The organism is Pseudomonas sp. SIMBA_067 (assembly GCF_046534675.1).
In the GTDB taxonomy this organism is placed as follows: Bacteria; Pseudomonadota; Gammaproteobacteria; order Pseudomonadales; family Pseudomonadaceae; genus Aquipseudomonas; species Aquipseudomonas putida.
Window position 1 is genome coordinate 658,847 of the sequence record NZ_JAWRYH010000002.1, and the last position, 25,011, is coordinate 683,857.

At 62.3% G+C, this 25,011-nt stretch carries 23 protein-coding genes; 4 read left to right on the forward strand and 19 right to left on the reverse strand.

Translation table 11 applies throughout. From position 1 onward, the window contains the following. The first annotated feature begins 57 nt into the window (after nucleotides 1-57). Nucleotides 58-1,287, forward strand: a complete 1,230-nt coding sequence (locus tag SB765_RS08335) for a nucleoside recognition domain-containing protein (protein WP_063424563.1) — start codon at nucleotides 58-60, stop codon at nucleotides 1,285-1,287. On the opposite strand, the gene SB765_RS08340 is transcribed toward SB765_RS08335, so the two are convergent. The 9 genes from SB765_RS08340 to SB765_RS08380 all read right to left on the reverse strand — a co-directional run bounded on the left by SB765_RS08340 (nucleotide 1,269) and on the right by SB765_RS08380 (nucleotide 11,568). Further along, on the reverse strand, nucleotides 1,269-1,904 hold the full coding sequence (locus tag SB765_RS08340; RefSeq protein WP_410931175.1) for an ABC-type transport auxiliary lipoprotein family protein: 636 nt from the start codon (nucleotides 1,902-1,904) through the stop codon (nucleotides 1,269-1,271). The genes SB765_RS08335 and SB765_RS08340 overlap by 19 nt on opposite strands. Beyond that, a complete protein-coding gene (locus tag SB765_RS08345; protein WP_341797230.1) occupies nucleotides 1,901-2,839 on the reverse strand; it encodes an MlaD family protein in 939 nt (312 codons plus the stop codon). Before SB765_RS08345 ends, SB765_RS08340 begins: the two co-directional genes overlap by 4 nt. A 3-nt stretch (nucleotides 2,840-2,842) precedes the next feature. Next, nucleotides 2,843-3,634, reverse strand: coding sequence for an ABC transporter ATP-binding protein (locus tag SB765_RS08350; protein WP_341797231.1), 792 nt, complete (start codon nucleotides 3,632-3,634; stop codon nucleotides 2,843-2,845). Beyond that, complete coding sequence (locus SB765_RS08355; protein ID WP_341797232.1) at nucleotides 3,631-4,764, reverse strand: ABC transporter permease; 1,134 nt, start codon at nucleotides 4,762-4,764, stop codon at nucleotides 3,631-3,633. The genes SB765_RS08350 and SB765_RS08355 overlap by 4 nt, the downstream gene beginning before the upstream one ends. A 214-nt stretch (nucleotides 4,765-4,978) precedes the next feature. Beyond that, the gene (locus SB765_RS08360; RefSeq protein ID WP_410931176.1) at nucleotides 4,979-6,004 is read right to left on the reverse strand and encodes a DUF5924 family protein; all 1,026 of its coding nucleotides are present in this window, start codon (nucleotides 6,002-6,004) and stop codon (nucleotides 4,979-4,981) included. Between the two features lie 121 nt (nucleotides 6,005-6,125). Then, nucleotides 6,126-7,532, reverse strand: coding sequence for a M16 family metallopeptidase (locus tag SB765_RS08365; protein WP_341797234.1), 1,407 nt, complete (start codon nucleotides 7,530-7,532; stop codon nucleotides 6,126-6,128). Between the two features lie 30 nt (nucleotides 7,533-7,562). Next, nucleotides 7,563-9,221, reverse strand: a complete 1,659-nt coding sequence (locus SB765_RS08370; protein ID WP_341797235.1) for a Na/Pi cotransporter family protein — start codon at nucleotides 9,219-9,221, stop codon at nucleotides 7,563-7,565. A gap of 199 nt (nucleotides 9,222-9,420) precedes the next feature. Beyond that, a complete protein-coding gene (locus SB765_RS08375; RefSeq protein ID WP_341797236.1) occupies nucleotides 9,421-10,191 on the reverse strand; it encodes a TerC family protein in 771 nt (256 codons plus the stop codon). A gap of 69 nt (nucleotides 10,192-10,260) precedes the next feature. Further along, nucleotides 10,261-11,568 (reverse strand): CitMHS family transporter, encoded by a 1,308-nt coding sequence (locus SB765_RS08380; protein ID WP_410931177.1) that lies wholly within the window; start codon nucleotides 11,566-11,568, stop codon nucleotides 10,261-10,263. Between the two features lie 267 nt (nucleotides 11,569-11,835). Here SB765_RS08380 and SB765_RS08385 point away from each other — a divergent pair, with 267 nt between their 5' ends. Beyond that, nucleotides 11,836-12,237 (forward strand): GFA family protein, encoded by a 402-nt coding sequence (locus SB765_RS08385; protein ID WP_410931178.1) that lies wholly within the window; start codon nucleotides 11,836-11,838, stop codon nucleotides 12,235-12,237. A 107-nt stretch (nucleotides 12,238-12,344) separates the two neighbouring features. Here SB765_RS08385 and SB765_RS08390 read toward each other — a convergent pair whose 3' ends face one another. From SB765_RS08390 to SB765_RS08435, 10 genes are all read right to left on the reverse strand, one after another. Beyond that, the gene (locus SB765_RS08390) at nucleotides 12,345-14,300 is read right to left on the reverse strand and encodes a DUF4105 domain-containing protein (RefSeq protein ID WP_410931179.1); all 1,956 of its coding nucleotides are present in this window, start codon (nucleotides 14,298-14,300) and stop codon (nucleotides 12,345-12,347) included. Beyond that, nucleotides 14,297-14,617, reverse strand: coding sequence for a DUF2388 domain-containing protein (locus SB765_RS08395; RefSeq protein ID WP_019473446.1), 321 nt, complete (start codon nucleotides 14,615-14,617; stop codon nucleotides 14,297-14,299). Before SB765_RS08395 ends, SB765_RS08390 begins: the two co-directional genes overlap by 4 nt. 37 nt (nucleotides 14,618-14,654) lie before the next feature. After that, nucleotides 14,655-14,948, reverse strand: a complete 294-nt coding sequence (locus SB765_RS08400; RefSeq protein ID WP_019473445.1) for a DUF2388 domain-containing protein — start codon at nucleotides 14,946-14,948, stop codon at nucleotides 14,655-14,657. Nucleotides 14,949-15,036: 88 nt separating this feature from the next. Further along, the gene (locus SB765_RS08405; RefSeq protein WP_019473444.1) at nucleotides 15,037-15,354 is read right to left on the reverse strand and encodes a DUF2388 domain-containing protein; all 318 of its coding nucleotides are present in this window, start codon (nucleotides 15,352-15,354) and stop codon (nucleotides 15,037-15,039) included. Between the two features lie 303 nt (nucleotides 15,355-15,657). Next, entirely contained in the window at nucleotides 15,658-15,873 is a 216-nt protein-coding gene (locus SB765_RS08410) for a DUF1127 domain-containing protein (protein ID WP_012269957.1), read from the reverse strand. Nucleotides 15,874-16,307: 434 nt separating this feature from the next. Next, entirely contained in the window at nucleotides 16,308-17,801 is a 1,494-nt protein-coding gene (locus SB765_RS08415; protein WP_049273105.1) for an acetyl-CoA hydrolase/transferase family protein, read from the reverse strand. A gap of 186 nt (nucleotides 17,802-17,987) precedes the next feature. Further along, nucleotides 17,988-19,424, reverse strand: a complete 1,437-nt coding sequence (locus SB765_RS08420; protein WP_016497448.1) for an NAD(P)(+) transhydrogenase (Re/Si-specific) subunit beta — start codon at nucleotides 19,422-19,424, stop codon at nucleotides 17,988-17,990. Between the two features lie 2 nt (nucleotides 19,425-19,426). Further along, complete coding sequence (locus SB765_RS08425) at nucleotides 19,427-19,741, reverse strand: NAD(P) transhydrogenase subunit alpha (protein ID WP_016484308.1); 315 nt, start codon at nucleotides 19,739-19,741, stop codon at nucleotides 19,427-19,429. Between the two features lie 11 nt (nucleotides 19,742-19,752). Continuing rightward, nucleotides 19,753-20,874 (reverse strand): Re/Si-specific NAD(P)(+) transhydrogenase subunit alpha, encoded by a 1,122-nt coding sequence (locus SB765_RS08430; protein WP_341797240.1) that lies wholly within the window; start codon nucleotides 20,872-20,874, stop codon nucleotides 19,753-19,755. 436 nt (nucleotides 20,875-21,310) lie between these two features. Further along, nucleotides 21,311-22,210, reverse strand: coding sequence for a LysR family transcriptional regulator (locus SB765_RS08435; protein ID WP_410931180.1), 900 nt, complete (start codon nucleotides 22,208-22,210; stop codon nucleotides 21,311-21,313). Between the two features lie 161 nt (nucleotides 22,211-22,371). Here SB765_RS08435 and SB765_RS08440 point away from each other — a divergent pair, with 161 nt between their 5' ends. Both SB765_RS08440 and SB765_RS08445 read left to right on the forward strand, forming a co-directional pair. Beyond that, entirely contained in the window at nucleotides 22,372-23,553 is a 1,182-nt protein-coding gene (locus SB765_RS08440; protein WP_016497451.1) for an acyl-CoA dehydrogenase, read from the forward strand. Nucleotides 23,554-23,567: 14 nt separating this feature from the next. After that, nucleotides 23,568-24,788 carry a CaiB/BaiF CoA transferase family protein gene (locus SB765_RS08445; protein ID WP_410931181.1) on the forward strand — a complete coding sequence of 407 codons (1,221 nt, stop codon included), beginning with the start codon at nucleotides 23,568-23,570 and terminating at the stop codon, nucleotides 24,786-24,788. The last annotated feature ends 223 nt before the right edge of the window (nucleotides 24,789-25,011 follow it).

The following is a 25,011-nucleotide window of genomic DNA, read 5'->3' on the forward strand; positions in this document are numbered from 1 at the left end:
GCCAGTCAGGGGCTGCGATACGCTATTATTCGGGCATTTTTCAGGGGGAACACGCGGATGCTCAACGGCCTTTGGCTTGGCTTTTTCCTGGTGGCGGCGGTGTCCGCCCTGGCCCAATGGCTGGTAGGCGGCAACGCTGGCATCTTCGCGGCAATGGTCGAAAGCATCTTCGCCATGGCCAAGCTGTCGGTCGAGGTGATGGTGCTGCTGTTCGGCACACTGACCCTGTGGCTGGGCTTTCTGAAGATCGCCGAGAAGGCCGGTATCGTCGAATGGTTGGCCAAGGTGCTGGGCCCGCTGTTTGCCCGCCTGATGCCTGAGGTACCGCCCGGCCACCCTGCCTTGGGCCTGATTACCATGAACTTTGCCGCCAACGGCCTGGGCCTGGACAACGCCGCCACGCCGATCGGCCTGAAGGCCATGCGCGCACTGCAGGAGCTGAACCCCAGCAGCACCACCGCGAGCAACGCGCAGATCCTGTTCCTGGTGCTCAATGCCTCGTCGCTGACGCTGCTGCCGGTCACCATCTTCATGTACCGGGCCCAGCAGGGCGCGCCCGACCCGACCATGGTGTTCCTGCCAATCCTGCTGGCGACCAGCGTCTCGACCCTGGTCGGCCTGCTGTCGGTGGCTGTGATGCAGCGTTTGCGTCTGTGGGACCCGGTGGTGCTTGCCTACTTCATCCCCGGCGCTTTGCTGCTGGGCGGTTTCATGGCGTTTCTTGGCACCCTGTCGGCCGCCGCGCTGGCTAGCCTGTCATCGATCCTGGGCAACCTCACGCTGTTTGGCGTGATCATGCTGTTCCTGGTGATTGGTGCCATGAGGCGGGTGAAGGTGTATGAAGCCTTTGTCGAAGGCGCCAAGGAAGGCTTCGACGTGGCCAAGAACCTGCTGCCGTACCTGGTGGCGATGCTGGTGGCGGTGGGTGTGCTGCGCGCCTCTGGCGCCCTGGAGCTGGCCCTGGACGGTATCCGCCATGCGGTGAACTGGATGGGCCTCGATACCCGCTTCGTCGAGGGCCTGCCCACCGCGCTGGTCAAGCCGTTCTCCGGCAGCGCAGCTCGGGCCATGCTGATCGAGACCATGCAGACCCAAGGCGTGGACAGCTTCCCGGCCCTGGTAGCGGCAACGATTCAAGGCAGCACCGAAACCACCTTCTACGTACTGGCCGTGTACTTTGGCGCCGTGGGCATCCAGCGCGTGCGCCATGCGGTGGGTTGCGCACTGCTGGCCGAGTTGTCCGGGGTGATTGCGGCGATCTTCATCTGCTACTGGTTCTTCGCTTGAACCTTCAGTTGAGCCTGGTTGGCCTGGCCAATGGTCCAGCCCACCACCTGCCCCACCAGCTGGTCGCTGGCCTGGCCGAAGCCGGCGACCACCGCTGACACCTGCTTGTCGGCAAGCGGCTGGCGGATTTCGAAGCGCTTGCTGGCCAGGATGCGCTGGTCGCGCCCCTGGACCAGACGCGCGTCGTAGCGGATCACCACCTCCACTGCCCCGCCCGGGCGGTATTCACTCTGAAAGGCCTGCAGCTCGCCAGCCAGCTCGTAGTCGGCCTGCAGGTTGCTGTCGTCGGCGCTCAGGCGCTGCACCTGGCCGTCACGCTGAAAACCATCGAGCAGGCGGTTGCGCAGCAGCACCGGGGCCGCATCGCTCCAGCGCGCGCCCTTGTAACTGCTGACCACATCGCCCTGCGGGATGACGGCAATGCGCGGCCCCGCCAGCACTTCACTGGCCAGCGGCTTGTTCAGGCGCAAGGACCAGTCCAGCGGCACCGCCGTGCGGCTGGGCTGGTTTACCGGCAGGCGATAGAGGTCGAAGGGTTCGGTCTTGGGCAGGATTGAGCAGGCACTGGCCAGGCTAAGCGCGGCCGCGAGGGCCAGCAGGCGCAACGACGGTTTCATGGCTGGAACTCCTTGTTGTTGTCGCGGCCGAGCAGGTAGCCGCTCGGGTCGGCCTCCAGTTGCCGGGAAATGCCTTTGAGCGCGTTGAGGGTTTCGCGCAGCTCGCGAATGGCTGGGGTGAGCTGGTTCAGGCCCTGGGCGCCGTCGCCGATGGCCTCGCTGTTGTTTTTCAGCAAGTTGTTGATCGTGGCAGTGCTTTCGGCCAGGGATTGCATGGCCTGTTCGGCACTGCCGATTGCCTGCTTGCCATCGCTGGCCAGCAGGCCGTTGGCATTGCGCATCAGTGCCTGGGTTTCGGCCAACGTGGCACTGGCCTGCTTGCCTACCTGCACCAGTTGCTCGATGGCCTGGGCGATGCTGCCGTGCTGGCCGGCGAAGGCCCCCGTGGTCTTGTCGAGGTTGGCCAGGGTGCTGCTGAGGTGTCCGATGTTGTCTTCGGAGAACATCTGGTTGGCGTTGTGCAGCAGCAGGTTGATGTTGGTGACCAGGTCACTGCTGTCGTTGAGCAGTCGCGAGATCGGCGACGGCGAGGCAATGATCACCGGCAGCTTGCCATCCTTGCCTTTCAGTTCCGGGCTTTGCGGGGTGCCGCCGCTGAGCTGGATGAACGAGTTGCCTGTCACGCCGGCCAGGGTCAGCTTGGCCTGGGTGTCTTCTTTTACCGGGGTGTCACCGCTCAGGCGCACCCGGGCCAGTACCCGGCGCGGGTCGTTCGGGTCCAGCCGCAGGGTAGACACATCGCCCACCTTGATGCCGTTGTACTGCACCGGGCTGCCACGCGACAGGCCGGAAACGGCTTCGTTGAACACCACTTCGTAATCCTTGAAGGCGTCATCGACACTGGACTTGGTCAGCCAAAGGCCGAACAGCATGGCACCCGCCACCACCAGGACGGTGACCAGGCCGATAAGAACGTGATGGGCTCGGGTTTCCATTGCTCAGCGCTCCTGCCCGGCACGGGTGGCGGCCTGCTCGGCGGCGCGCCCGCGTGGGCCGTGAAAGTATTCTTGAATCCAGGCGTCGTTGGTCTGTTCGACCTCGGCCAGCGGGCCGGCCACCAGGACCTTTTTCTGCGACAGCACCGCGATGCGGTCGGTAATGGTGTAAAGGGTGTCGAGGTCGTGTGTGATGAGGAACACCGATAGGCCCAGTGCATCGCGCAGGGTCAGGATCAACTGGTCGAACGCGGCGGCGCCGATCGGGTCCAGGCCGGCGGTGGGCTCGTCGAGAAACAGGATGTCCGGGTCCAGGGCCAGGGCCCGGGCCAGCGCTGCACGCTTGATCATGCCCCCCGACAGCGAGGACGGGTACTTGTCGGCGGCGGAAATGGGCAGCCCGGCCAGGGCCAGCTTCACGCCGGCCAGGTGCTCGGCATCGGCGCGGGACAGCCCGGCGTGTTCGATCAACGGCAAGGCCACGTTCTCGGTGACGGTCAGCGAAGAGAACAGCGCGCCCTTCTGGAACAGCACGCCGAAGCGCCGTTCGACCAACGAGCGCTGTTCTTCGCCCAAGCCGGCAAGGTCCTGGTCGAACACTTTGATCAGCCCCTCATTGGGCCGTCGCAGCCCAATGATGCTGCGCAGCAGTACCGATTTGCCGCTGCCCGAACCACCGACCACGGCGAGGATTTCGCCACGGTACAGGTCAAGGTCAAGGTTTTCATGCACAACCTGGGGGCCGAAGCGGTTGCAGATGCCGCGGGCTTCGATCACTTTTTCCCGATCAATCACCAACCCATCTCCATGAAGAACAGCGCGGCCACGGCGTCCAGCACGATGACCACGAAAATCGACTGCACCACCGCCGAGGTAGTGTGTGCGCCCACCGATTCGGCACTGCCGCTGACCTTGAAGCCTTCGAGGCAGCCGATGGCTGCGATCAGAAAGGCGAAAAACGGCGCCTTGGCCAAGCCCACCAGGAAGTGTTGCACGCCTATATCGGTTTGCAGCAGCGACAGGAACATGGCCGGCGAGATATCCAGCGACAGGGCGCATACCACCGCGCCGCCGACAATGCCGCAGATCATCGCGATGAAGGTGAGCAAGGGCAGCGAAATCAGCAGTGCCAGAACCCGTGGTACCACCAGCAGCTCCATTGGGTTCAGGCCCAGGGTGCGGATGGCGTCGATTTCTTCGTTGGCCTTCATCGAGCCGATCTGCGCGGTGAAGGCGCTGGCGGTGCGGCCGGCCATGAGGATGGCGGTGAGCAGCACGGCGAACTCGCGCAGGAACGAGAACGCCACCAGGTCGACGGTGAAAATGGTCGCGCCGAACGCGGCCAGCACCGTGGCACCGAGGAAGGCCACCACCGCGCCTACCAGGAAGGTCAGCAAGGCAACGATAGGGGCCGCGTCCAGCCCGGTCTGCTCGATATGTGCCACAACCGGCGTCAGGCGCCAGCGGTGCGGTGTCAGGGCGCGGCGCAGCAATGTCTCGAGGATGACACCGATGAAGCCGAGCAACTGCAAGGAGTCTTGCCACAGTGTGGCGACGGCGCGGCCGATGCGCTCCAGCAGCATCAGCAGTACGTTGCGCTCGGGTTCCTTGACCGGGATGCAGTAGTCCTGGACCGAGCAGTAGACGTTCTTGAGCAGCGCGCGGCTGGCTTCGGGCAGGTCCTGGGTACAGTGCGCCAGGCGCTCGGAGCCGAGCAGCTCGGTCAGCAGCGAGGCCCCGGCGGTGTCCAGGCGCCCCAGCTGGCTGAGGTCGGCGACGGTGTCGGCCGTGTATTGCGCGCGCAGTTGTTCGCTCTCGCGCTTGAGGCTGGCGTAGTGCGCCAGGGTCCAGTCACCGGTTATGCGCAGGCAGGCCGGTTGGCTGCTGGCGTCCAGGGTGGCGCTGGGGGTGGTCATAGGCTCCATGCAATTGACTCGGCGCTAAGGCTTAGGGGCTGATCATAGCGCAGCGGGCATGGGCTGTTTGGTGATTATGTGCTGTCTCTTGGTTCGGCATCGCGACCTGTAGGAGCAGCCTTGTGCTGCGAAGAGGCCGTGAGCGCCCACAAAAGTGGTTTGCGGTACGGGCCCCTTCGCAGCACAAGGCTGCTCCTACACAGGTAATGCGTAAGCATGGATTTCAACTTCCAGCCGGTGCATCGTCGACCACCTTGAAGCGCAGTACGCCAATCACCTGGCCATCTTCGGTCAGCACCCTGACCTGCCATTTGCCCACCGGGTTTGGCGGGAAGTTCTGCTTGTGGGTCCAGGCCCGGTAGCCTTCCTTGCGCCCGCCGTGGATGTCCAGGGCGATGTGGTCAACTTCCTTACCGTCCTTTTGCCACACATGGTAGATCCGCTCGTTCAGGCCGCGGGGTGCGTTGATGGCGGTGTAGGCATACAGGCCACTGCTGCGGATGCGGCTGGCGGCAATCTCGTCCAGCGACTCGCCTGGCTGGCGGTTCAGCACTTCGGTACTCACCGCCACCTCGGTCATCCACAGGGTGGCCGGCGGTACCCAGGAGCGCAGCAGCCAGCCCCCGGCACCGACCGACAGGGTAACCAGTACCAGCGCCACGGCGCGGCGCCAGTTGTTGATCGGGAAGCTGCTGGCCAGGCTGGGGAACGACAGGGCCATGGCCGCGATCAAGGCCAGCTTGAAGCTTTGCGCGGTGGTCAGGTGCAGGATGATCGGCAGCGCGGTCAGCAAGGCGGCGAACAGCGTCAGGGTATGCAGCGCCAGGAACAGCCAGCGCCGCGGTGCCAGCCATTTGTAGTACAGCGGATCGATGATCGAAATCAGGCCCGCAGCGCCGAGCAAACCGGTGAACACCAGCTGTCCGCTGTTCCAAGTGGTGGTGATGAAGAAGAACGGCAGCACGAAGAACAGCGTTTCCTGGTGGATCATCTGCGTTGCGTAGCGCAGCAGCGGCTGCGGGATTTCGCGGTTGAAGGTGCGCGCAAACAGGCCGGTGAGGGTGTTTTCCAGCATCAGCCAGACCCAGCTGACCAGCATGAGTACGGCAACCCAGCTGGCCAGGCCGGCCTGGCGGTCGACCAGGATGAAGCTGCCGATACCGGAGAGGAAACCGCCGAGCGCGATGATGCCGGGGTAGCGTTTGAGCAGTTCGATGATGCGCTGGACGATATGGGGGATTTGGGGCATTGGGGGCTACAACAGAAAGGATGAGGTGGCTGTACGGCCCCTTCGCGGGCTTGCCCGCTCCCACAGGGTTCGGCGATAACGCCCGCGAAGGGGCCGGTACTGGCAAAAGGATACCGCCGATTCACCGCTCCCGTGTAGCACCACTCGGCCGTTCAGGCCCATGCCGTCGCCAGCGCAGCAACCCTGCCGCCAGTATCAGCCCCACAAGCAAGGCGGCCAGCCCGTAAAGCTCGTCGTAGCCAAGCAACGGCTTCTCGATACGCAGGTAGCCCTCTTCCCTGAGCAGTTCTTTCAGCGCCGCGTTGGCCTGTTTCAGGCTGACCTGGCGCAGCTTGCGCACCGGGTTGGCAAAACGCCCGTCGGTATAGTCGTTCAGCGCGCCCCAGTAATAGTCGGCCAGGGCGCTGTTGCCTTGGGTGCTCCAGCTTTCCTTGGCGACGCTAGCGTCCTTGATGCGGGCGAAGGTGTCCGGGTCCAGGCCTTCCTTGCGCAGGTGCTCGAACAGGGCCTGCATTACCTTTACCGCTTTGTCGATGTCATCGCGCTCAAGGTCGGCGTTGAGGCTGAGCAGGCCGGTGTCGCCAAAGCTCTCACGCTGCACCGAGGGACCGTAGGACAGCCCGTTGCGCAGGCGTAGCTGGTCGTACAGCGCCCAGTCCAGGTAGCGCGACAGCAGGTCGAGGGTGGCCTGGTGGTCGTTGTCCAGCACCGGCTCGATGAACAGCCAGTGCAGTTTGACGCTGTCACCCAGCCAGCCCCGGGTCAGGTCGCGACGTTGTTCGGCCTGGTGGGTGATGCTCTCCAGGTTGCGGCGCTCCTCCGGTTCGGTGGCTGGCAGTTCGCCAAAGGTGCGTTCCAGATAAGCCGGCAGCAGGCGGTCGAGGCCGCCGACCATGATCAGGGTCATGTTGTTGGCCGCGTACCAGCGGTCACGCAAGGCTTGCACCTGCTCCAGGGTCATGTCGTCGATATTGGAGCGCTCCGGGCATTTCAGGCCCAGCTCGGTGGCCAGCTGATCGCTGGCGGGGTGACCGATGTCCTGGCGGTCGAGCCAGCGCTGCAGGTGGCCATAATGGCCGCCATCTTCGCGTTCGATGATGCGCTTGGCGGTGGCCAGGGCCTTGGCATCGATAGGGGTGTCGCGGATGACCGCCAGCAGCAGGTCGAGTACCTTGCGCTGGTTGCGCGCCGGGGCTTCGATCACGAAGGTGGTGTCGGCGCTGCTGGTATAGGCGTTCCACTCGCCGCCCAGGGTTTGCAAGCGCTCTTCCAGGCCGCCCTCGCCTGTTTCGTCGATGCCGCTGAACAGCAGGTGCTCAAGCAGGTGCGGCAGTTCTTTCTGCTCGCAATCGAAGTCGTCCAGGCCTACCCCTACCACCAGGCGGATCGCCACATGGTCACGCTCGTAGCCGTCTTTCAGGATGACCTGCAGGCCGTTGGGCAGCAGGTAGCCCTCAACGCGTGAGCGGTCGAGGGCCAATGAGGGCAGGCTGCAGATCAGCAGGCAAACGAACATCAGGCAACGCATGGGCGAGCGAGAATCCTCTGGTAGGCAAAATCAGGGCAGACGGGCTTCGTCCGGCACGCTGTCGAGCATCAGGCCGCCGGTGTCCGAGCCGCCCAGTACCACATAGGCACTGCTGCAGAACAAAGAGTTCAACCGCTTCATGTCGGCAATCAGCTCCAAGTGTAGCGAACTGGTCTCGATACTTTGCACCACCTTACGCTGCAAGCGGCTGACATGGGCGTGCGCCAAGCGCCGTTCCTGGGCGCGAAAACGGCGTTTTTCACGCAGCAGCAAGCGGGCGCTCTCCGGGTCGGCACTGAGAAACACCGACAGGCCCAGGCGCAGGTTGGCCAGTAATTGCTCCTGCAGGCCGGTGAGCTCCTCCAGGCCTGTCTGGGAAAACTCCCGGCGCTGACTGGTTTTCTGCTGCTGGACCTTGCGTAGCATGCGCTCGATCAGGTCGCAGGCCAGCTTGAGGTTGATCGCCAGCTCGATGATCTCGGCCCAGCGGCGGTTGTCCGGCTCGCTGAGGTCCTCGCGCGACATTTGCGCCAGGTACAGCTTGATCGCGCTGTACAGGGCCTCGGCGTCTTCGCCCAGGACGCGGACCTGCTGCGGCAGGGCGGTCTGGGTGCCGCGCAGGGCACCGAGCACGGCTTCGAGCAGGCTGTCGACGATATCGCCCAGGCGCAGGGTTTCGCGGCAGGCGTTGGCCAAGGCCAGGCTGGGCGTTTCCAGTGCCGAGGCGTCGAGGTGGCGTGGGCGCACTTGTCCGTTGCCGGCTTCGCGCTCGGGCAGCAGGGTATTGCACAGCCGGCCCATCAGTTTGACTGTGGGTAGCATCAGCAGGCAGCGCAGTGTGTTGTAGAGCAGGTGGAAGCCGATCACCAGCTCTTGCGGACTGAAGCTGAGCGAGTCCATCCACTCCACCAGCGGGTGCAGCACGGGAATGATCAGCAGCAGGCCGAGTAGCTTGTACAGCAGGCTGCCCAACGCCACCCGGCGCCCGGCAGTGTTCTGCATGCTGGTGCTGAGGAAGGCCAGCAAGCCACTGCCGATGTTGGCGCCGACCACCAGGCCGATCGCCACCGGCAGGCTGATGACTTCGGCGCCTGCCAACGTTGCGGTGAGCAGCACGGCGGCCAGGCTGGAATAGGAAACCATGGCGAACATGGCGCCGACCAAGGCGTCCAGCATGATGTCGCCGGTTAGTGAAGCGAACAGCACTTTCACGCCTTGGGCATGGGTGATCGGCGCAGCTGCCTGCACGATCAGCTCCAGTGCCAGAATGATCAGGCCAAGCCCGATACCAACCCGGCCCAGTTGGCCTGCCCGTGTCTGCTTGCGCGAGAGGAAGAAGATTACACCCAGGAAGATCAGCAGCGGTGACAGCCACGACAGGTCGAAGGTCAGTACACGGGCCATCAGCGCGGTACCCACATCGGCACCCAGCATGATCGCCAGGGCCGGGGTCATGGCCATCAGGCCCTGACCGACGAAAGATGTGACCAACATGGCCGTGGCGTTACTGCTCTGCACCATGGCGGTGACCAGAATGCCGGCGATGAACGCCAGCGGTCGCTTGTCCATGTTCTGGCTGATGATGCGCCGCAGGTTCGAGCCGAATACCCGGAGGATGCCGGTACGCACGATATGGGTGCCCCAGACCAGAAGCGTCACGGCTGAGAGCAGGTTGAGCAGGGTCAGCATGGCGAAGGCCCCCTGTTGCACTGGCCCACCGGGCCAAGAAAAGATACGTGAGCTTTTGAAGAATTTTCAGTGCTCACTCAAAGCTTTAGTTGTTTTGCGCAGCTGTCGCCAGCTTCGCATGGCTGTCATTTGTTTGAAACCGATCAGACATGAAAAAAGGGCCCTGCGAAGGGCCCTTTCTGTTTTGCACTTCCGGGTTTTATTGACCCGGAATGTCTTTGCGCAGTTTCACTGGGTCTTGCTCTTTGCCCTCTTTGCGGGCTGAGGCGGTGCGCATGCGGATGTTGATAGCTTCCACCGCCAGCGAGAACGCCATGGCGAAGTAGACGTAACCCTTAGGTACGTGCACCTCGAAAGCCTCGGCGATCAGCACGGTACCGACCACGATCAGGAACGACAGTGCGAGCATCTTCAGCGACGGGTGTTTGTCGATGAAATTGCTGATGGCACCGGCGCACAGCATCATCACCAGCACGGCTACGACGATGGCGGCGATCATCACCGGCACGTGAGAAACCATGCCCACTGCGGTGATTACCGAGTCCAGCGAGAACACGATGTCGATGATGGCGATCTGGATGATGGTATAGAAGAACTTGCCACCCGCGCCTTTGGGCTCATCCGGGCTTTCATCTTCGCCTTCCAGGCCGTGGTAGATCTCTTGCGAGCTTTTCCACAGCAGGAACAGGCCACCGAAGAACAGGATCAGGTCCCGTCCGGAGATGCCCTGGCCGAACACCACGAACAGGTCGGCAGTGAGGCGCATGACCCAAGTGATCGACAGCAGCAGCAGGATACGGGTGACCATGGCCAGGGCCAGGCCGAAGATCCGGGTGCGCGGCTGCATGTGCTTGGGCATGCGGCTGACCAGGATCGAGATCATGATGATGTTGTCGATCCCGAGGACGATCTCAAGCGCGGTGAGGGTAAAAAAGGCAACCCAGATTTCCGGGCTGGTCAGCCATTCCATGTAATTTCCTTCGAGCGGTAATGGCAACGCGCCCCAGTCAGGGCGCGTTGCGTAGGTTATACGTATGTATTAAAGACTACTGAACAGCGGGAAAATCCCCATCAGCAGCGCGGCGAGCATTATGCACAGGCACACCAGCACTGCCCACTTGAGCGTGAAGCGCTGATGATCGCCGAACTCGATGCCGGCCAGGGCCACCAGCAGGTAGGTGGAGGGTACCAGTGGGCTGAGCAGGTGTACCGGTTGCCCGACGATCGACGCACGGGCCATTTCTACCGGGGTGATGCCGTAGTGGCTGGCGGCTTCGGCCAGCACCGGCAATACGCCGTAGTAGAAGGCATCGTTGGACATGAAGAAGGTGAACGGCATGCTCACGATCGCGGTGATTACCGCCAGGTACGGGCCCAGCGCTTCGGGGATGACGGCCAGCAGGCTCTTGGACATGGCGTCGACCATGCCGGTACCCGACAGGATGCCGGTGAAGATGCCAGCAGCGAAGATCAGCCCGGTCACGGCCAGAACGCTGCCGGCGTGGGCGGCGACGCGGTCCTTCTGCTGCTGCAGGCACGGGTAGTTGACGATCATGGCGATGCTGAAGGCGATCATGAACAGCACGGGCAGTGGCAGCACGCCGGCGATCAGCGCGGCCATCAGGGCGGCGGTAAGGGCACCGTTGAAGTACAGCAGCTTGGGCCGGCGTGCTTCCGGGAATTGCGAAACGGTGATTTCGCTGTGGTCGATGTCGTCGGTCGGCAGGTGCAGTTCGCCCAGGCGGGCACGTTCACGCTTGCCGTACATGTAGGCAATGGCCAGGATCGCCACCACGCCGAACAGCATGGCCGGGATCATCGGCACGAAGATGTCCGAAGGGTCCACATGCAGGGCACTGGCGGCGCGGGCGGTCGGGCCACCCCAAGGGGTCATGTTCATCACGCCGCCGGCGAGGATGATAAGGCCGGCCATGATCCGCGGGCTCATGCCCAGGCGGCTGTACATCGGCAGCATGGCGGCGCAGCAGATCATGTAGGTGGTGGCGCCGTCACCGTCGAGCGAGACCACCAGGGCCAGCACGGCGGTACCGACCGAGACTTTGAGCGGGTCGCCCTTGACCAGTTTGAGGATCTTGCGCACGGCCGGGTCGAACAGGCCGGAGTCGATCATCAGGGCGAAGTAGAGGATGGCGAACATCAGCATCACGCCGGTAGGTGCGAGCTTGCTGATGCCTTCGAGCATCATGGGGCCGATCTTGGCGGAGAAACCGCCGAACAGGGCGAACAGGATTGGTACCAGGATCAGTGCGATCAAGGCCGACAGGCGCTTGGTCATGATCAGGTACATGAAGGTGATGACCATGGCAAAGCCGAGGAAGGTCAGCATGGCAATACTCCAGGCGTGGCGCGGCGAAAGGAAAGTCGATTCGGGCGGATCAGCGCGTCAGGCGCTGCGCAGGGAGCATGCGAAGGGGTACTGCAGGAAGGCGGGCACAGGAATACATCAGAATCACCATTGTTGTTGTTGATTGGGCCGGGCGCGGTGTTTACCGGGTGCCCTGGCTGACCGGTCTAGTGCCGGTAGTGGCGGCTATCCTATGAGGGCAAGCTTTCAGCCAGCTTTCGCTGAGGCAAAGGCGACGAGAGGTAGGTGATGCAGAATGTGACCGAAGGGGGCTGCCATTGCGGCGCCTTGCGTTACCGGTTGGAGGGTGACCTGACAGACATTGCCCACTGCCACTGCACGATTTGCCGCCGGGTAAGCGGTGGGCTGGTGGTGACCTGGCTCACCTTGCCCCGTTCGGGGTTTGTGTGGCTGGCGGGTGAACCGAACTGCTATGTGGCACCGGCCAGTTGCAGCCGGTACTTCTGCGGGCAGTGTGGGGCGCACGTCGCGCTGGTGACCACGCACAGCCCTGAGACGATCGACGTGACGGTGGCGACGCTGGATCACCCGGAGCGGGTGCGGGCCAACCGGCATATCTGGGTGGGCAGCCGGTTGCCCTGGTTGCATCTGGATGAGGATTTGCCGTCGGAGGCGCAGGAGAGCCTGTAGGCTTTGTACTGCCTGTGCTGGCCTCTTCGCGGGTAAACCCGCTCCGACAGGCTACGCATGCCCCTGTAGGAGCGGATTTACCCGCGAAGAGGTCGGCACCGGCAACATCACAATTGCAGGCCACCCGCAGCTTTGTGCAGCGCCCGCAAATGCTCTCCGATCTGCTTCACATTGGCCTCGACCGCGGCAATTTCCTTGGCCCGTGATGGTTCCAGCAGCGCCCTCACCTCTTTGTCCAGGCTGGTGCTCAAGCGCAGCAGCTGCGCCTGGCGTTCGCTGCTGACCTGCTCGAGGTGCTTGCGCTCTTCGGGTTGTGGCAGCCCGTAGCCCTTGGCATCGAGCAACTCTGCCGGGCGGCTGAGGAAACCGCTGTTGGCGAGCATCTGCTTGAGGGTGGCGTCAGCTTTGTTGATGCTGCCATCTTTCAGCGCCGCGGCATTCAGGTAACGTTGCTTGACCTCGTCCTGTGCCAGTAGCAGTTGCCGGCGCAAGCTGGCCTGTTCAAGCAGCAGCAACGCAGCGCTGGTGCGCAGGTCGGCCTTGGCGAACCAGGGGCGGCGCTGTTCGGCATCCTGGGCCAGCCAGTCTTCAACCAGGGTTTGCTTGATCGGCAGCTGTTTCCTCAGTACCTCGAACATGGCCTGGTAGCGGTCGCGGTAGGAGTCGAAGCGGTAGCCCAGGCGCAACGCCTCGCGTGGGTCGTCGAGTACGCTGGTGTCGGCCAGCCCCCTGCCCTTGAGCACGGCCAGCAAACCGTTGGGCATGATGCTGTCGAGGTCGTTCAGGCGTGGGTTGGCGGTGCCGCTGCGCAGCAGTTTCAGTGACTCCACCGCACAGTTGTTGGACAGGAACCAATAGTTGCCGTCATAGCTCCAGTGCATCTCGGCGGCCTGACGCACCAGGTTCTCGACTTCATCGCGGCTGAGCTTCAGGGGTACCGAGGCCAGGCTACGCAGTTCGGTCTTGGTGTACTCATCGATCACCTGGCCCAGCGGCAGTACGAACAATCGCGAGGGGTAGACACCGACCAGGCCGTCCCAGCTGGACAGCTGCACGTCGTTGACGAAGGCGCGGTACGACAGCACCAGGCTCTGGTCGAGGTCCAGGCGGCAGTCCGGCCCGCGTGGGCGGCCGGGCTTGCAGATCACCAGGCGCAGCATGCTGTGGCCCCACCGGCTGACCAGGTTCTGGTTGGCTTCGGCCAGCAGGTAATCCACTTCATACACCCGCTCGGGGTCGATTTCACCCAGCGGCTGGCGGGCGAAGTCGCTGCCCGCGTTGATGAACGGCAGGCCCTTGGCGCAAGTGTCCTGTTGGGGTGCCCAGCCGAAGTGTTCGCGCAGGTATTGGTTGAGCGCCGGGCGGCGGCAGCCGTAGCTCGGGTCGAGGAGGAAGTACTCCATGTTGACCGCGATGTACTCCTTGGGGCTGCTCAGCTCATAGCTGTCGGGGCTGCGCACGAATTGGCCATTCTGCTGTTCGCGCTCCCCGCGTCGGCCCACGTATTGCTGCCAGCCGGCCAGGTCGAGCAGGCGCGGGTCATCGCTGAGGGTGAAGCGGCGCTCGGCCTGGCCGCGGCATTCTTCGGGCAGGCCAATCTTGCCCAGCGTGCCTTGCTGGCGCTTGCAGCGGGCAATCAGCGAATTTTCCGCACCGGTCCACAGGCGGGCACGGTCGTAGATATGGGTGAGCTCGTGCAACACGGTGGCCAGCAGTTCTTCACGTACGGTGCCGTGTGGGCGGTTGGTGCGCTCGGTGGCTGCGCTGCCGTCGGTGAGGCTGGGCAGCAAGCGACGGTTGAGCTCAAGGGTGGACACCAGCGATGCCTGGCCGTAGGCATCGGCCGGCATGGTGTCGCTCCAGCTCACCCGCACGCGGCGGTCCAGCTGCTGCTTGAAGCGAGGGGGCAGCTTGCCCATGGCCTCGTCAAGCAAGGCCTGGGTGGCTTGGGTTTGTTCTGGGTCGAGGCCGGATGCCTGCAGCTGGAGCTGCAGGTCGGCCAATGCGGGCGTACCGAGCAGCGTCAGGGCGCAGCCGAGCAGCCAGGTACGCATGCGGTTCACAGCGCGAGGATGGCTTCGGCCAGTACCTGGTCGCTGGCGCCGCGTGCTTCTGGTACACGCTCGCGCAGGGTGCTGAAGGCGGCCTCAAGCTGGACACCCCGAATGTCGCCATTGCTGGCGACGAAGCTGGCGGCGTCATCGTGGGCTTCGCGTACCACTTTGGAGTCGCGAATTGAGGTGGTGGTGTCTGAGGTGAAGTCGATCGAGCGGCCAAAGGCACGCACGATGATGTTGCTGGTGGCCACCAAGGTCTGTGCATGGGCCAGGTCGGCCAGCAGCAGCATGCCGAGGGTAGCGGCAATCAGCGGTTTACGCATGGAGCATCTCCGAAAAAATACAGGGAGTCAGATGTAGCTATTGGACGAGAATTGCCTGCGCCAGTTCCAGATCGCCGACGGCGTGCTGTGAACAATTGTGGCGTAATGATTCCAGCGCGGCCTCCAGCCGCACACCGCGGATCTGGCCGTCACTGGCAACGAAGGCGGCAGCATCGTCGCGTGCCTGGCGGACCAGTTTGCGATCAAACGGTGCGCTGGTGACCTGGCTGGTGACATAGCCAGTGATGACCAGGCTTTGCGTGGTGGTATCCATGGCATGGGCACTGGCCATACCTGCAACGGAGAACAGCAGCGGCAACAGATAACGCATGGGCTCTACAACGGCTGGGAACGTGGGCGACAAAGGCGGGTGCAGCTGTGCGTGTGGAAACCCGCACAGCTGAACGGCTCAGCCGGGGTCAGAGCGCCAGGATGGCCTGGGCCAGTTGTGCATCGCTTGCTTGCAGGGCCGGCATCTGCGAGCGGATGTGCAGGAAAGCGCTTTCCAGCTTGGCACCGCGGATGTCGCCCTGGCTGCCAACGAAGCTGGCGGCGTCGTCACGGGCGGCCTGGACAATCTTGTCGTCACGGAACGATGAGGAGATATCGGAGGTGGCATCGGTGGACGCGGCCACTGCGCCAACGACGGCATCGGTGGTGACAACGAAGCTGGTGGCGTGTGCGGTGCCGGCCAGGCTCAGCATCAGGGCGGCGCCAATCAGGTGTTTACGGGACATGATGGTGGACTCCTGGACTAGGATCGAGTGGTTCTGCTTATCGGACGCTCACACAGCTCGTCGCGGTACGTTTAACAGTGGGTTTCAACAGACTGTTAAGCCAAGCGTATCACGCGCCGTTGTTTGTGGAGGTTAATGAACGGCACGCCAATTAACTGTACCTGTCTGTTTTGGTTTATTTAAAACTGTACTGGTAAGCTTACGAGCGGCTCTAGCGTGCGGCCTGGAAATAAAAAACCCGTCGCAGTTACCTGCAACGGGTTTGGGAATTAGCGGTGCCGGCCGAAACCGGCAAGCCGGTGCTTAGCGCCAGAAAGGCTTGCTCAGCTCTTCGTAACGCTGCGACTCGCTGATGCCGGCGTCGGCCAGCAGACGGCTGTCCAGGCGAGCCAGTTGACGGCGGCTGGCCATGCGGCGCTGCCACAGCAGCAGGGTGGACAGTGCGCGCAGCGGCATCGAGGCGTTGGATTGCTGGGCGTTGCTTTCAAAAACCAGACCGGAACTGAGGGTACGTTCCATGATGCTTCATCCTTCCGCTTATGGCGGGATTAGGTAGTGATTTAACTGATGCCAATGATCCTCCCCTGCTGTCCATAACAGTAGATACAGTTATGCAGTAAGACGATGGCTCAGTTAACTGTGTAACCCTACTGTTGCACTCCAAATAGGCGCAACTGTACTGGTCTGCACTTTGTTGGTGCATTTTCATGCTAGACAGGGGATTGCTCAGGCGAGACGCAGCGATACGACCAGTACAGTAGTACAGTTTGTTTCGCTGTTGGGGGTGGGGTGTTCTAGCACAGGGATTTGACTGTTATGGCTCTTTCGCGGGCTTGCCCGCTCCCACAGGTGATGTGCTGCGCATAGGGCTGCGCCTGACCTGTGGGGGCGGGCAAGCCCGCGAAGAGGCCGGAACAGCAGAAGCAGGGCCGCCGTTCCGTCCGGTGTGGGGGTCAGCTAGCCAGCATACGGCCAGTTTCTTCCAGGTTCTCGTGCCAGCTCAGCGCTTCACGCAGGATGTGCGGGGTATGGCCACCGCGCTGGCAGGCGCGATCGAAGTAGTCGTTCAGCGCTGCGCGGTAGTCTGGGTGCACACAGTTGTCGATGATCGCCCGTGCCCGCTCGCGTGGCGCCAGGCCACGCAGGTCGGCCAGGCCTTGCTCGGTGACCAGGATGTCCACGTCGTGCTCGGTGTGGTCGACATGGCTGACCATCGGCACCACGCTGGAAATCGCGCCGCCTTTGGCAATCGACTTGGTGACGAATACTGCCAGGTGGGCGTTGCGGGCGAAGTCGCCCGAGCCGCCAATGCCGTTCATCATCCGGGTACCGCACACGTGGGTGGAGTTGACGTTGCCGTAGATATCGAACTCCAGGGCGGTGTTGATACCAATGATGCCCAAGCGACGTACCACTTCCGGGTGGTTGGAGATTTCTTGCGGGCGCAGCACCAGCTTGTCCTTGTACCGCTCCAGGTTGCCGAAAACGTCGGCATTGCGGCGGCCGGACAAGGTGATCGAGCTGCCCGACGCGAAGCTCAGCTTGCCGGCGTCGATCAGGTCGAAGGTGGAGTCCTGCAGTACTTCGGAGTACATGGTCAGGTCTTCGAACGGCGACTCGATCAGGCCGCACATCACCGCGTTGGCGATGCTGCCGATACCGGCTTGCAGCGGGCCGAGCTTGTTGGTCATGCGGCCGGCTTCAACTTCATTCTTGAGGAAGTTGATCAGGTGGTCGGCGATGCCCTGGGTTTCGTCATCCGGCGGCAGTACGGTGGACGGTGAGTCCGGCTGGTTGCTGATGACAATGCCGACAATCTTGGCCGGGTCGATCGGGATGGCGGTGCTGCCGATGCGGTCGTCGACCTTGACCAGCGGGATTGGCGTGCGGGTCGGGCGGTAGGTCGGGATATAGATGTCGTGCAGGCCTTCGAGGTTGGGGTTGTGCGAGAGGTTGATCTCGACAATCACCTGCTTGGCAAAGATCGCGAAGCTGGCCGAGTTGCCTACCGACGTGGTTGGCACGATGTGGCCTTGCTCGGTGATGGCCACCGCTTCGATGACTGCGATGTCCGGCAGCTTCAGCTGCTGGTTGCGCAGTTGCTCGACGGTTTCCGACAGGTGCTGGTCGATGAACATCACCTGGCCGTCGTTGATGGCCTTGCGCAGGGTGCTGTCGACCTGGAACGGCATTCGGCGAGCCAGCACGCCGGCCTCGGTCAGCTGCTTGTCCAGGTCGTTGCCCAGGCTGGCGCCGGTCATCAGGCTGATTTTCAGTGGCGACTGCTTGGCACGTTCGGCCAGTGCATGCGGTACGGCCTTGGCTTCGCCGGCGCGGGTGAAACCGCTCATGCCGACAGTCATGCCGTCCTCGATCAGACCAGCGGCATCAGCCGCACTCATTACCTTGCTGTGCAGGGAGGACAAGCGGATACGATCACGGTACATGGATTGTTATCTCGGGCTACTGAAACTACTGCAGCGCAGTCTAGAGATTTAGCCCATTGCCGTCCCACGACCATGGTCGTATGAGAAGCCTTGAAGTAGAGCCGTTGATCCGGATCAATAAAAGCAAAGCCCCGGCAGAATCTGACCGGGGCTTCCTTTATATCAGTTGGTTTGCAGCGGCGTTTCTCACTCCACCGCCTTCACCATGTCTTCGATGACCTTCTTGGCATCACCGAACACCATCATGGTCTTGTCCAGGTAGAACAGTTCGTTGTCCAAGCCGGCGTAGCCGCTGGCCATGGAGCGCTTGTTGACGATGATGGTCTTGGCCTTGAACGCTTCGAGGATTGGCATGCCGGCGATTGGCGATTTGGGGTCGTTCTTCGCCGCCGGGTTGACCACGTCGTTGGCGCCCAGCACCAGCACCACGTCAGCCTGGCCGAACTCGGCGTTGATGTCGTCCATCTCGAACACCTGATCGTACGGTACTTCGGCCTCGGCCAGCAGCACGTTCATGTGCCCGGGCATGCGGCCCGCCACGGGGTGGATGGCATACTTCACGGTCACGCCGTTGTGGGTCAGCTTCTCGGTCAGCTCCTTCAGCGCGTGCTGGGCACGGGCCACCGCCAGGCCATAACCCGGGACGATGATCACGCTGTCGGCGTTGCTGAGCAGGAAGGTGGCATCGTCGGCCGAACCGGACTTCACCGGGCGCTGCTCTTTCGAGCCTTGCGCTGCGCCGGCGTCGGTATCGCCGCCAAAGCCACCGAGGATGACGTTGAAGAACGACCGGTTCATCGCCTTGCACATGATGTACGAGAGGATGGCACCGGACGAACCCACCAGGGAGCCTGCGATGATCAGCATCGAGTTGTTCAGCGAGAAGCCGATACCGGCCGCCGCCCAGCCCGAATAGCTGTTGAGCATCGACACCACCACTGGCATGTCGGCGCCGCCGATCGGGATGATGATCAGCACGCCCATGACGAAGGCCAGGGCTAGCATCAGGGTGAAGGCGCTGTAATGACCAGTGAAGGTAAACAGCAGGCCCAAGGCGATGGTGGTCAGACCCAGGATCAGGTTCAGCTTGTGCTGGCCGGGGAACTGTACCGGTGCGCCCTGGAACAGGCGGAACTTGTACTTGCCCGACAGCTTGCCGAAGGCGATCACCGAACCGGAGAAGGTGATTGCACCGATGGCTGCGCCGAGGAACAGCTCCAAGCGGTTACCGGTGGGGATCGGGTCGCTGATTGCGGCAACGATGCCCATCGACTGCGGCTCCAGCACGGCGGCGATGGCGATGAACACCGCAGCCAGGCCGATCATGCTGTGCATGAAGGCGACCAGTTCCGGCATCTTGGTCATCTCGACGCGCTTGGCCATGATCGAACCGGCGGTACCACCGACCAGCAGGCCGACGATGACGTAGCCAATACCCGCGGTAGCCAGTTCGGCGCCCAGCTTATAGATGAGGCCAACCGTGGTGAGCATGGCGATGCCCATGCCGATCATGCCGAACAGGTTGCCGCGCCGCGACGTGGTCGGGTGCGACAGGCCTTTGAGCGCCTGGATGAAGCATACCGAAGCGACCAGGTACAGAAGTGTTACCAGATTCATGCTCATGCTTACTTCTGCCCCTCGTTCTTGGCTTTCTTCTTGAACATCTCAAGCATGCGGCGGGTGACCAGGAAGCCACCGAACACATTGACCGCGGCCAGGGCCACGGCGAGGGTGCCCATCAGCTTGCCGGCAGGGGTCACGGTGAGGGCGGCGGCCAGCATGGCACCGACGATAACGATGGCAGAGATGGCGTTGGTCACGGCCATCAGCGGCGTGTGCAGTGCCGGGGTGACGTTCCACACCACGTGGTAGCCCACATAGATGGCCAGCACGAAGATGATGAGGTTGTAGATGCCATGGGAAATCAGCATGTCTTCCATTGTCGTGCTCCTTAGCCGTTCTTGCGGACGACTTGACCATCACGGCACATGAGGCAGGCCGCGACGATGTCGTCTTCGAGGTTGATGACCAGCGCGCCGTCTTTGTCGAACAGCAGCTTCATGAAGTCCAGCAGGTTGCGCGCATACAGCGCCGATGCATCGGCACCCAGCTGGGCCGGCAGGTTGGTCGGGCCGACGATCGTCACGCCGTTTTCCTTTACCACCTGGTCAGCAACGGTGAGCGGGCAGTTGCCACCCTGGGCTGCAGCGAGGTCGATGACCACCGAGCCGGGTTTCATCTGCGCAACGGTTTCGGCGCTGAGCAGAGTGGGTGCCTTGCGGCCTGGGATCAGCGCCGTGGTGATGACGATATCCGCTTGCCTGGCGCGCTCGTGCACGGCCTGGGCCTGGCGTTGCATCCAGCTGGCTGGCATGGGGCGGGCGTAACCGCCAACGCCTTCAGCGCACTCGCGTTCCTCATCGGTCTCGTAAGGCACGTCGATGAACTTGGCACCCAGCGACTCGATCTGCTCCTTCACGGCCGGGCGTACGTCGGACGCTTCGATCACTGCACCCAGGCGTTTGGCGGTGGCGATGGCCTGCAGGCCGGCAACACCCGCCCCCAGGATCAGCACGCGCGCGGCCTTCACGGTACCTGCGGCGGTCATCAGCATGGGCATGAAGCGTGGGTAGTAATGGGCAGCCAGCAACACGGCCTTGTAACCGGCAATGTTGGCCTGCGACGACAGCACGTCCAGGCTCTGCGCCCGCGAGGTGCGTGGCGCGGCTTCCAGGGCGAAAGCGGTGATGCCGCGTTCGGCCATCTTGCCGATCAGGTCACTGTTGAAGGGGTTGAGCATGCCCGCCAGCAGGCTGCCACTGTTGATCAGGGCCAGCTCCTGGTCGTTGGGGGCGACCACCTTGAGTACCAATTGGGCGCCGTAGGCATCGGCTGCGCTCCCAAGGGAAGCGCCCACGGCCTCATAGGCACTGTCCGGAATGCTGGCGTTGAGCCCTGCCCCCCGTTGGACGGTGACCTGATGGCCCTGGCCAATCAGTTTCTTGATGGTTTCCGGGGTCGCAGCGACCCTTGTCTCACCGGTCTGCGTCTCGAGAGGAACACCAATGTGCACGACTATTTCTCCTGCGGTGACCTTTTGTCTTTGTAAGAGCCAGCGCACTTCGGATGGTGCGCTGGGGCGGCTGTGGAGCGCCGACCCGCCGAATCCCGGGCGGGCGAAGCATTTTGCAGACGAACCCGGGGGCCTTCAACCGGTTATGGAGTGAAACGAAGTTAAAACTACAAGTCACCCTGTGACCGCTTGTCGCAGCGGTAAGGCTCCAGCCCGTCAAACATAGGCTATTGGGAGATTAGGAGAGAAAATCAAAAATATTTCGGTTAATTCGCTTATTGCACGGTGAATGTCGCAAAACACCGCGCAAAGCCGCGTGGTTAGCAGGGTTAAAGGGAGTTTTTACGCTGGCATAACAGTTTATGCATATGCGACAAATACATATATCTGTAGGTGTTTAAAATAATTGACTACAGAGTCAATTTGTCGCACTTGGTCAGTTTGTTGCGGTGTAGGCCCGGGCCTGGCTCACCAGCCAGTCACGGAAGGCGCGCAGCGATGCCGACTCCACCTTGCGCTCCGGAATCATCAGATAGTAGGCCTTGTCGCTGATCAGGGCATGCCTGTTAGCGACCACCAACCTACCCTCCCCCAACTCGCGCTGGATCAGAAACGGCGGAATCAGCGCGATCCCCATTTCATGTATGGCCGCCTGGGCGAGCATCGAGAATAGTTCATAACGCGGGCCTGTCATGTCGCGTTCTACATTCATCCCCAAACTGCCGAACCACTGCCGCCAGGCATACGGGCGTGTGCTTTGTTGCAGCAAGGGCAGGTGGGCGATGCGCTGTGCTTCAAGCATGCCCTGCCCCGCCAGCAGTGCCGGGCTGCAGACGGGTACCGGGTTCTCTCCCATCAGCCGGTGCGACTGGGTGCCGGACCAGTCGGCATCACCGAAATAGATAGCGGCATCGAAGGGGGTGTCGGCGAACAGGAATGGCCGGGTACGGTTGGTGAGGTTGACCGTGACTTCCGGGTGGCGTTGCTGGAAGTCCTTGAGGCGCGGAAGCAGCCATTGGGTGCCAAAGGTAGGCACTACGGCCAGTTCGATCACGCTGGCGCCCTGCTGGCCCATCACCGACAGGGTATCGCGCTCTACGGCGTCCAGTTGTGCGGCAACCTGGCGGCTGTAGGAAAGACCGGCCTCGGTCAGCTTCACGCCGCGGCGCGAACGGCGGAACAGTTCCACATTTAGGAAGGTCTCGAGGCCGCCAATCTGCCGACAAACGGCACCCTGGGTCAGGGCGAGTTCCTGCGCAGCCTTGGTAAAGCTCTCGTGGCGTGCCGCTGCCTCGAAGCAAACCAGGGCGGCGGTGCTGGGGATCTTGCGGCGCATGTACGTCAACCTCACTCGTAAGGCTGTTTATAAGGTGTTTTACCGATTTACGAAGTGACAAATTATCACTAATTGGTGCGCAATCCTCGTTTGTCCCGGCGGCCGATCAGGCCTAGGCTCAAAGGCACAAGAAACTGCCCCCTATTTCGAGGATTTCGCTCATGGCCGGTAAAGCAAGCTTCCACTGGATCGACCCGCTGCTGCTCGATCAGCAGCTCACTGAAGAAGAGCGCATGGTGCGTGACAGCGCTTATCAGTTCGCCCAGGACAAGCTGGCACCACGTGTGCTCGAGGCTTTCCGTCACGAGCAGACCGACCCGGCGATCTTCCGCGAGATGGGGGAAATTGGCCTGCTGGGTGCCACCATTCCCGAACAGTACGGTGGCAGCGGCCTTAACTACGTGTGCTATGGCTTGATCGCCCGAGAGGTCGAGCGTATCGACTCAGGTTACCGCTCGATGATGAGCGTGCAATCGTCGCTGGTAATGGTGCCCATCAACGAGTTCGGCACCGAGGCCCAGAAGCAGAAGTACCTGCCCAAGCTGGCCAGTGGCGAGTGGATCGGTTGTTTTGGCCTGACTGAGCCGAACCATGGCTCCGACCCTGGCTCGATGATTACCCGTGCCAGGAAGGTCGACGGTGGTTACCGGCTGACCGGCAGCAAGATGTGGATCACCAACAGCCCGATCGCTGATGTGTTCGTGGTCTGGGCCAAGGACGATGCGGGGGATATCCGCGGCTTTGTCCTGGAAAAGGGCTGGCAGGGGCTCAGTGCCCCGGCAATCCACGGCAAGGTCGGCCTGCGCGCCTCGATCACCGGTGAAGTGGTCATGGACAATGTGTTCGTACCAGAAGAGAACATCTTCCCGGATGTGCGCGGCCTCAAAGGTCCGTTCACCTGCCTCAACTCTGCCCGGTATGGCATCTCATGGGGGGCGCTGGGTGCGGCCGAAGCCTGCTGGCACACCGCGCGTCAGTACACCCTGGACCGTCAGCAGTTCGGCCGCCCTCTGGCTGCCAACCAGCTGATCCAGAAGAAGCTGGCCGACATGCAGACCGAAATCACCCTGGCACTGCAGGGTTGCCTGCGCTTGGGGCGCATGAAGGATGAAGGCACCGCTGCCGTGGAAATCACCTCGATCATGAAGCGCAACTCCTGCGGCAAGGCGCTGGATATCGCCCGCATGGCGCGCGACATGCTGGGTGGCAACGGCATCTCCGATGAGTTTGGCGTGGCCCGTCACCTGGTAAACCTTGAGGTGGTCAACACCTATGAAGGTACTCACGACGTGCATGCACTGATCCTGGGGCGTGCGCAGACCGGTATCCAGGCCTTCTATTAATAAGGAGCCAGCCCATGGGCGCGCTATCACATCTGCGGGTGCTGGACCTTTCGCGCGTGTTGGCCGGCCCATGGTCTGGCCAGATTCTCGCTGACCTGGGCGCTGACGTTATAAAGGTGGAGCGCCCGGGCAGTGGTGACGATACCCGCGCGTGGGGGCCGCCCTTCCTCAAGGACGCCGAGGGTGAGAACACCAGTGAGGCGGCGTACTACCTGTCGGCCAACCGCAACAAGCGTTCGGTGACCATCGATTTCACCCGGCCTGAAGGCCAGCGCCTAGTGCGTGAGTTGGCGGCGAAGTCCGATATTGTCATCGAGAACTTCAAGGTGGGTGGTTTGGCGGCCTATGGGCTGGACTACCAGAGCCTGAAGGCGATCAACCCACAGCTTATCTATTGCTCCATTACTGGTTTCGGCCAGACTGGGCCGTATGCCAAGCGTGCGGGTTATGACTTCATGATCCAGGGGCTGGGTGGGCTGATGAGTCTGACTGGCCGCCCGGAGGGTGAGGAAGGCGCGGGGCCGGTCAAGGTGGGTGTGGCGCTTACCGACATCCTTACCGGGCTGTACTCAACGGTAGCCATGCTTGCCGCCCTTGCCCATCGGGAGCAGACCGGGGTGGGCCAGCATGTCGACATGGCGTTGCTCGATGTACAAGTAGCCTGCCTGGCTAACCAGGCCATGAATTACCTGACCACAGGCAACCCGCCTCGGCGCCTGGGCAACGCGCACCCTAATATAGTGCCCTACCAGGACTTCCCTACGGCGGACGGCGACTTCATTCTTACCGTGGGCAACGACAGCCAGTTCCGCAAGTTCGCAGAAGTGGCCGGGCAACCACAATGGGCGGACGATCCACGTTTCCTTACTAATAAGCAGCGGGTGGCCAACAGAGCCGAGCTGATTCCACTGATTCGCCAGGCCACGGTATTCAAGACAACCGCCGAATGGGTTGCCCAGCTGGAGGCTGCTGGGGTGCCGTGCGGGCCTATCAATGACCTGGCGCAGATGTTCCAGGACCCACAGGTGCTGGCGCGTGGGTTGGCGGTGAACATTCCGCATCCATTGGCGGGCAGCGTGCCGCAGGTAGCCAGCCCTATACGATTGTCGGAGACGCCGGTGGAGTATCGACGGGCGCCGCCGCTGCTGGGTGAGCATACCGAGGCGGTATTGGTGGAGCTGCTGGGGCTAGAGGCAGGTGAGGTGCAGCGCTTGCGCGAGGCCGGCGTGCTGTAGAAACGGCTGGTGCTACATATGAGCAGGGAGGCCGCCAGGCCTCCCTGCTTTGCTTTTCAGCGATATTAAGGTTTCTTGAAATTAAAGGTTGACGCCCTTTCGAATCCCCTTATAATGCGCCCCACTTCCAGCGACATCGGAACGATAAACTCCTTGAGATTCAATGAGTTAGGTAGTTAAGGTGCTGCTGAAAGGGCTACGATCGAAAGATCGCAAGCGGTTG

Bases quoted from the DNA above. Each gene is read 5' to 3' on its own strand.
- SB765_RS08335 (WP_063424563.1), top strand. From the start codon at position 58: ATGCTCAACGGCCTTTGGCTTGGCTTTTTCCTGGTGGCGGCGGTGTCC.
- SB765_RS08340 (WP_410931175.1), bottom strand. From the start codon at position 1,904: ATGAAACCGTCGTTGCGCCTGCTGGCCCTCGCGGCCGCGCTTAGCCTG.
- SB765_RS08345 (WP_341797230.1), bottom strand. From the start codon at position 2,839: ATGGAAACCCGAGCCCATCACGTTCTTATCGGCCTGGTCACCGTCCTG.
- SB765_RS08355 (WP_341797232.1), bottom strand. From the start codon at position 4,764: ATGGAGCCTATGACCACCCCCAGCGCCACCCTGGACGCCAGCAGCCAA.
- SB765_RS08360 (WP_410931176.1), bottom strand. From the start codon at position 6,004: ATGCCCCAAATCCCCCATATCGTCCAGCGCATCATCGAACTGCTCAAA.
- SB765_RS08365 (WP_341797234.1), bottom strand. From the start codon at position 7,532: ATGCGTTGCCTGATGTTCGTTTGCCTGCTGATCTGCAGCCTGCCCTCA.
- SB765_RS08370 (WP_341797235.1), bottom strand. From the start codon at position 9,221: ATGCTGACCCTGCTCAACCTGCTCTCAGCCGTGACGCTTCTGGTCTGG.
- SB765_RS08375 (WP_341797236.1), bottom strand. From the start codon at position 10,191: ATGGAATGGCTGACCAGCCCGGAAATCTGGGTTGCCTTTTTTACCCTC.
- SB765_RS08380 (WP_410931177.1), bottom strand. From the start codon at position 11,568: ATGCTGACCTTCCTCGGCTTTGCCATGGTCATCACCTTCATGTACCTG.
- SB765_RS08385 (WP_410931178.1), top strand. From the start codon at position 11,836: ATGCAGAATGTGACCGAAGGGGGCTGCCATTGCGGCGCCTTGCGTTAC.
- SB765_RS08395 (WP_019473446.1), bottom strand. From the start codon at position 14,617: ATGCGTAAACCGCTGATTGCCGCTACCCTCGGCATGCTGCTGCTGGCC.
- SB765_RS08400 (WP_019473445.1), bottom strand. From the start codon at position 14,948: ATGCGTTATCTGTTGCCGCTGCTGTTCTCCGTTGCAGGTATGGCCAGT.
- SB765_RS08405 (WP_019473444.1), bottom strand. From the start codon at position 15,354: ATGTCCCGTAAACACCTGATTGGCGCCGCCCTGATGCTGAGCCTGGCC.
- SB765_RS08410 (WP_012269957.1), bottom strand. From the start codon at position 15,873: ATGGAACGTACCCTCAGTTCCGGTCTGGTTTTTGAAAGCAACGCCCAG.
- SB765_RS08415 (WP_049273105.1), bottom strand. From the start codon at position 17,801: ATGTACCGTGATCGTATCCGCTTGTCCTCCCTGCACAGCAAGGTAATG.
- SB765_RS08420 (WP_016497448.1), bottom strand. From the start codon at position 19,424: ATGAGCATGAATCTGGTAACACTTCTGTACCTGGTCGCTTCGGTATGC.
- SB765_RS08425 (WP_016484308.1), bottom strand. From the start codon at position 19,741: ATGGAAGACATGCTGATTTCCCATGGCATCTACAACCTCATCATCTTC.
- SB765_RS08435 (WP_410931180.1), bottom strand. From the start codon at position 22,210: ATGCGCCGCAAGATCCCCAGCACCGCCGCCCTGGTTTGCTTCGAGGCA.
- SB765_RS08440 (WP_016497451.1), top strand. From the start codon at position 22,372: ATGGCCGGTAAAGCAAGCTTCCACTGGATCGACCCGCTGCTGCTCGAT.
- SB765_RS08445 (WP_410931181.1), top strand. From the start codon at position 23,568: ATGGGCGCGCTATCACATCTGCGGGTGCTGGACCTTTCGCGCGTGTTG.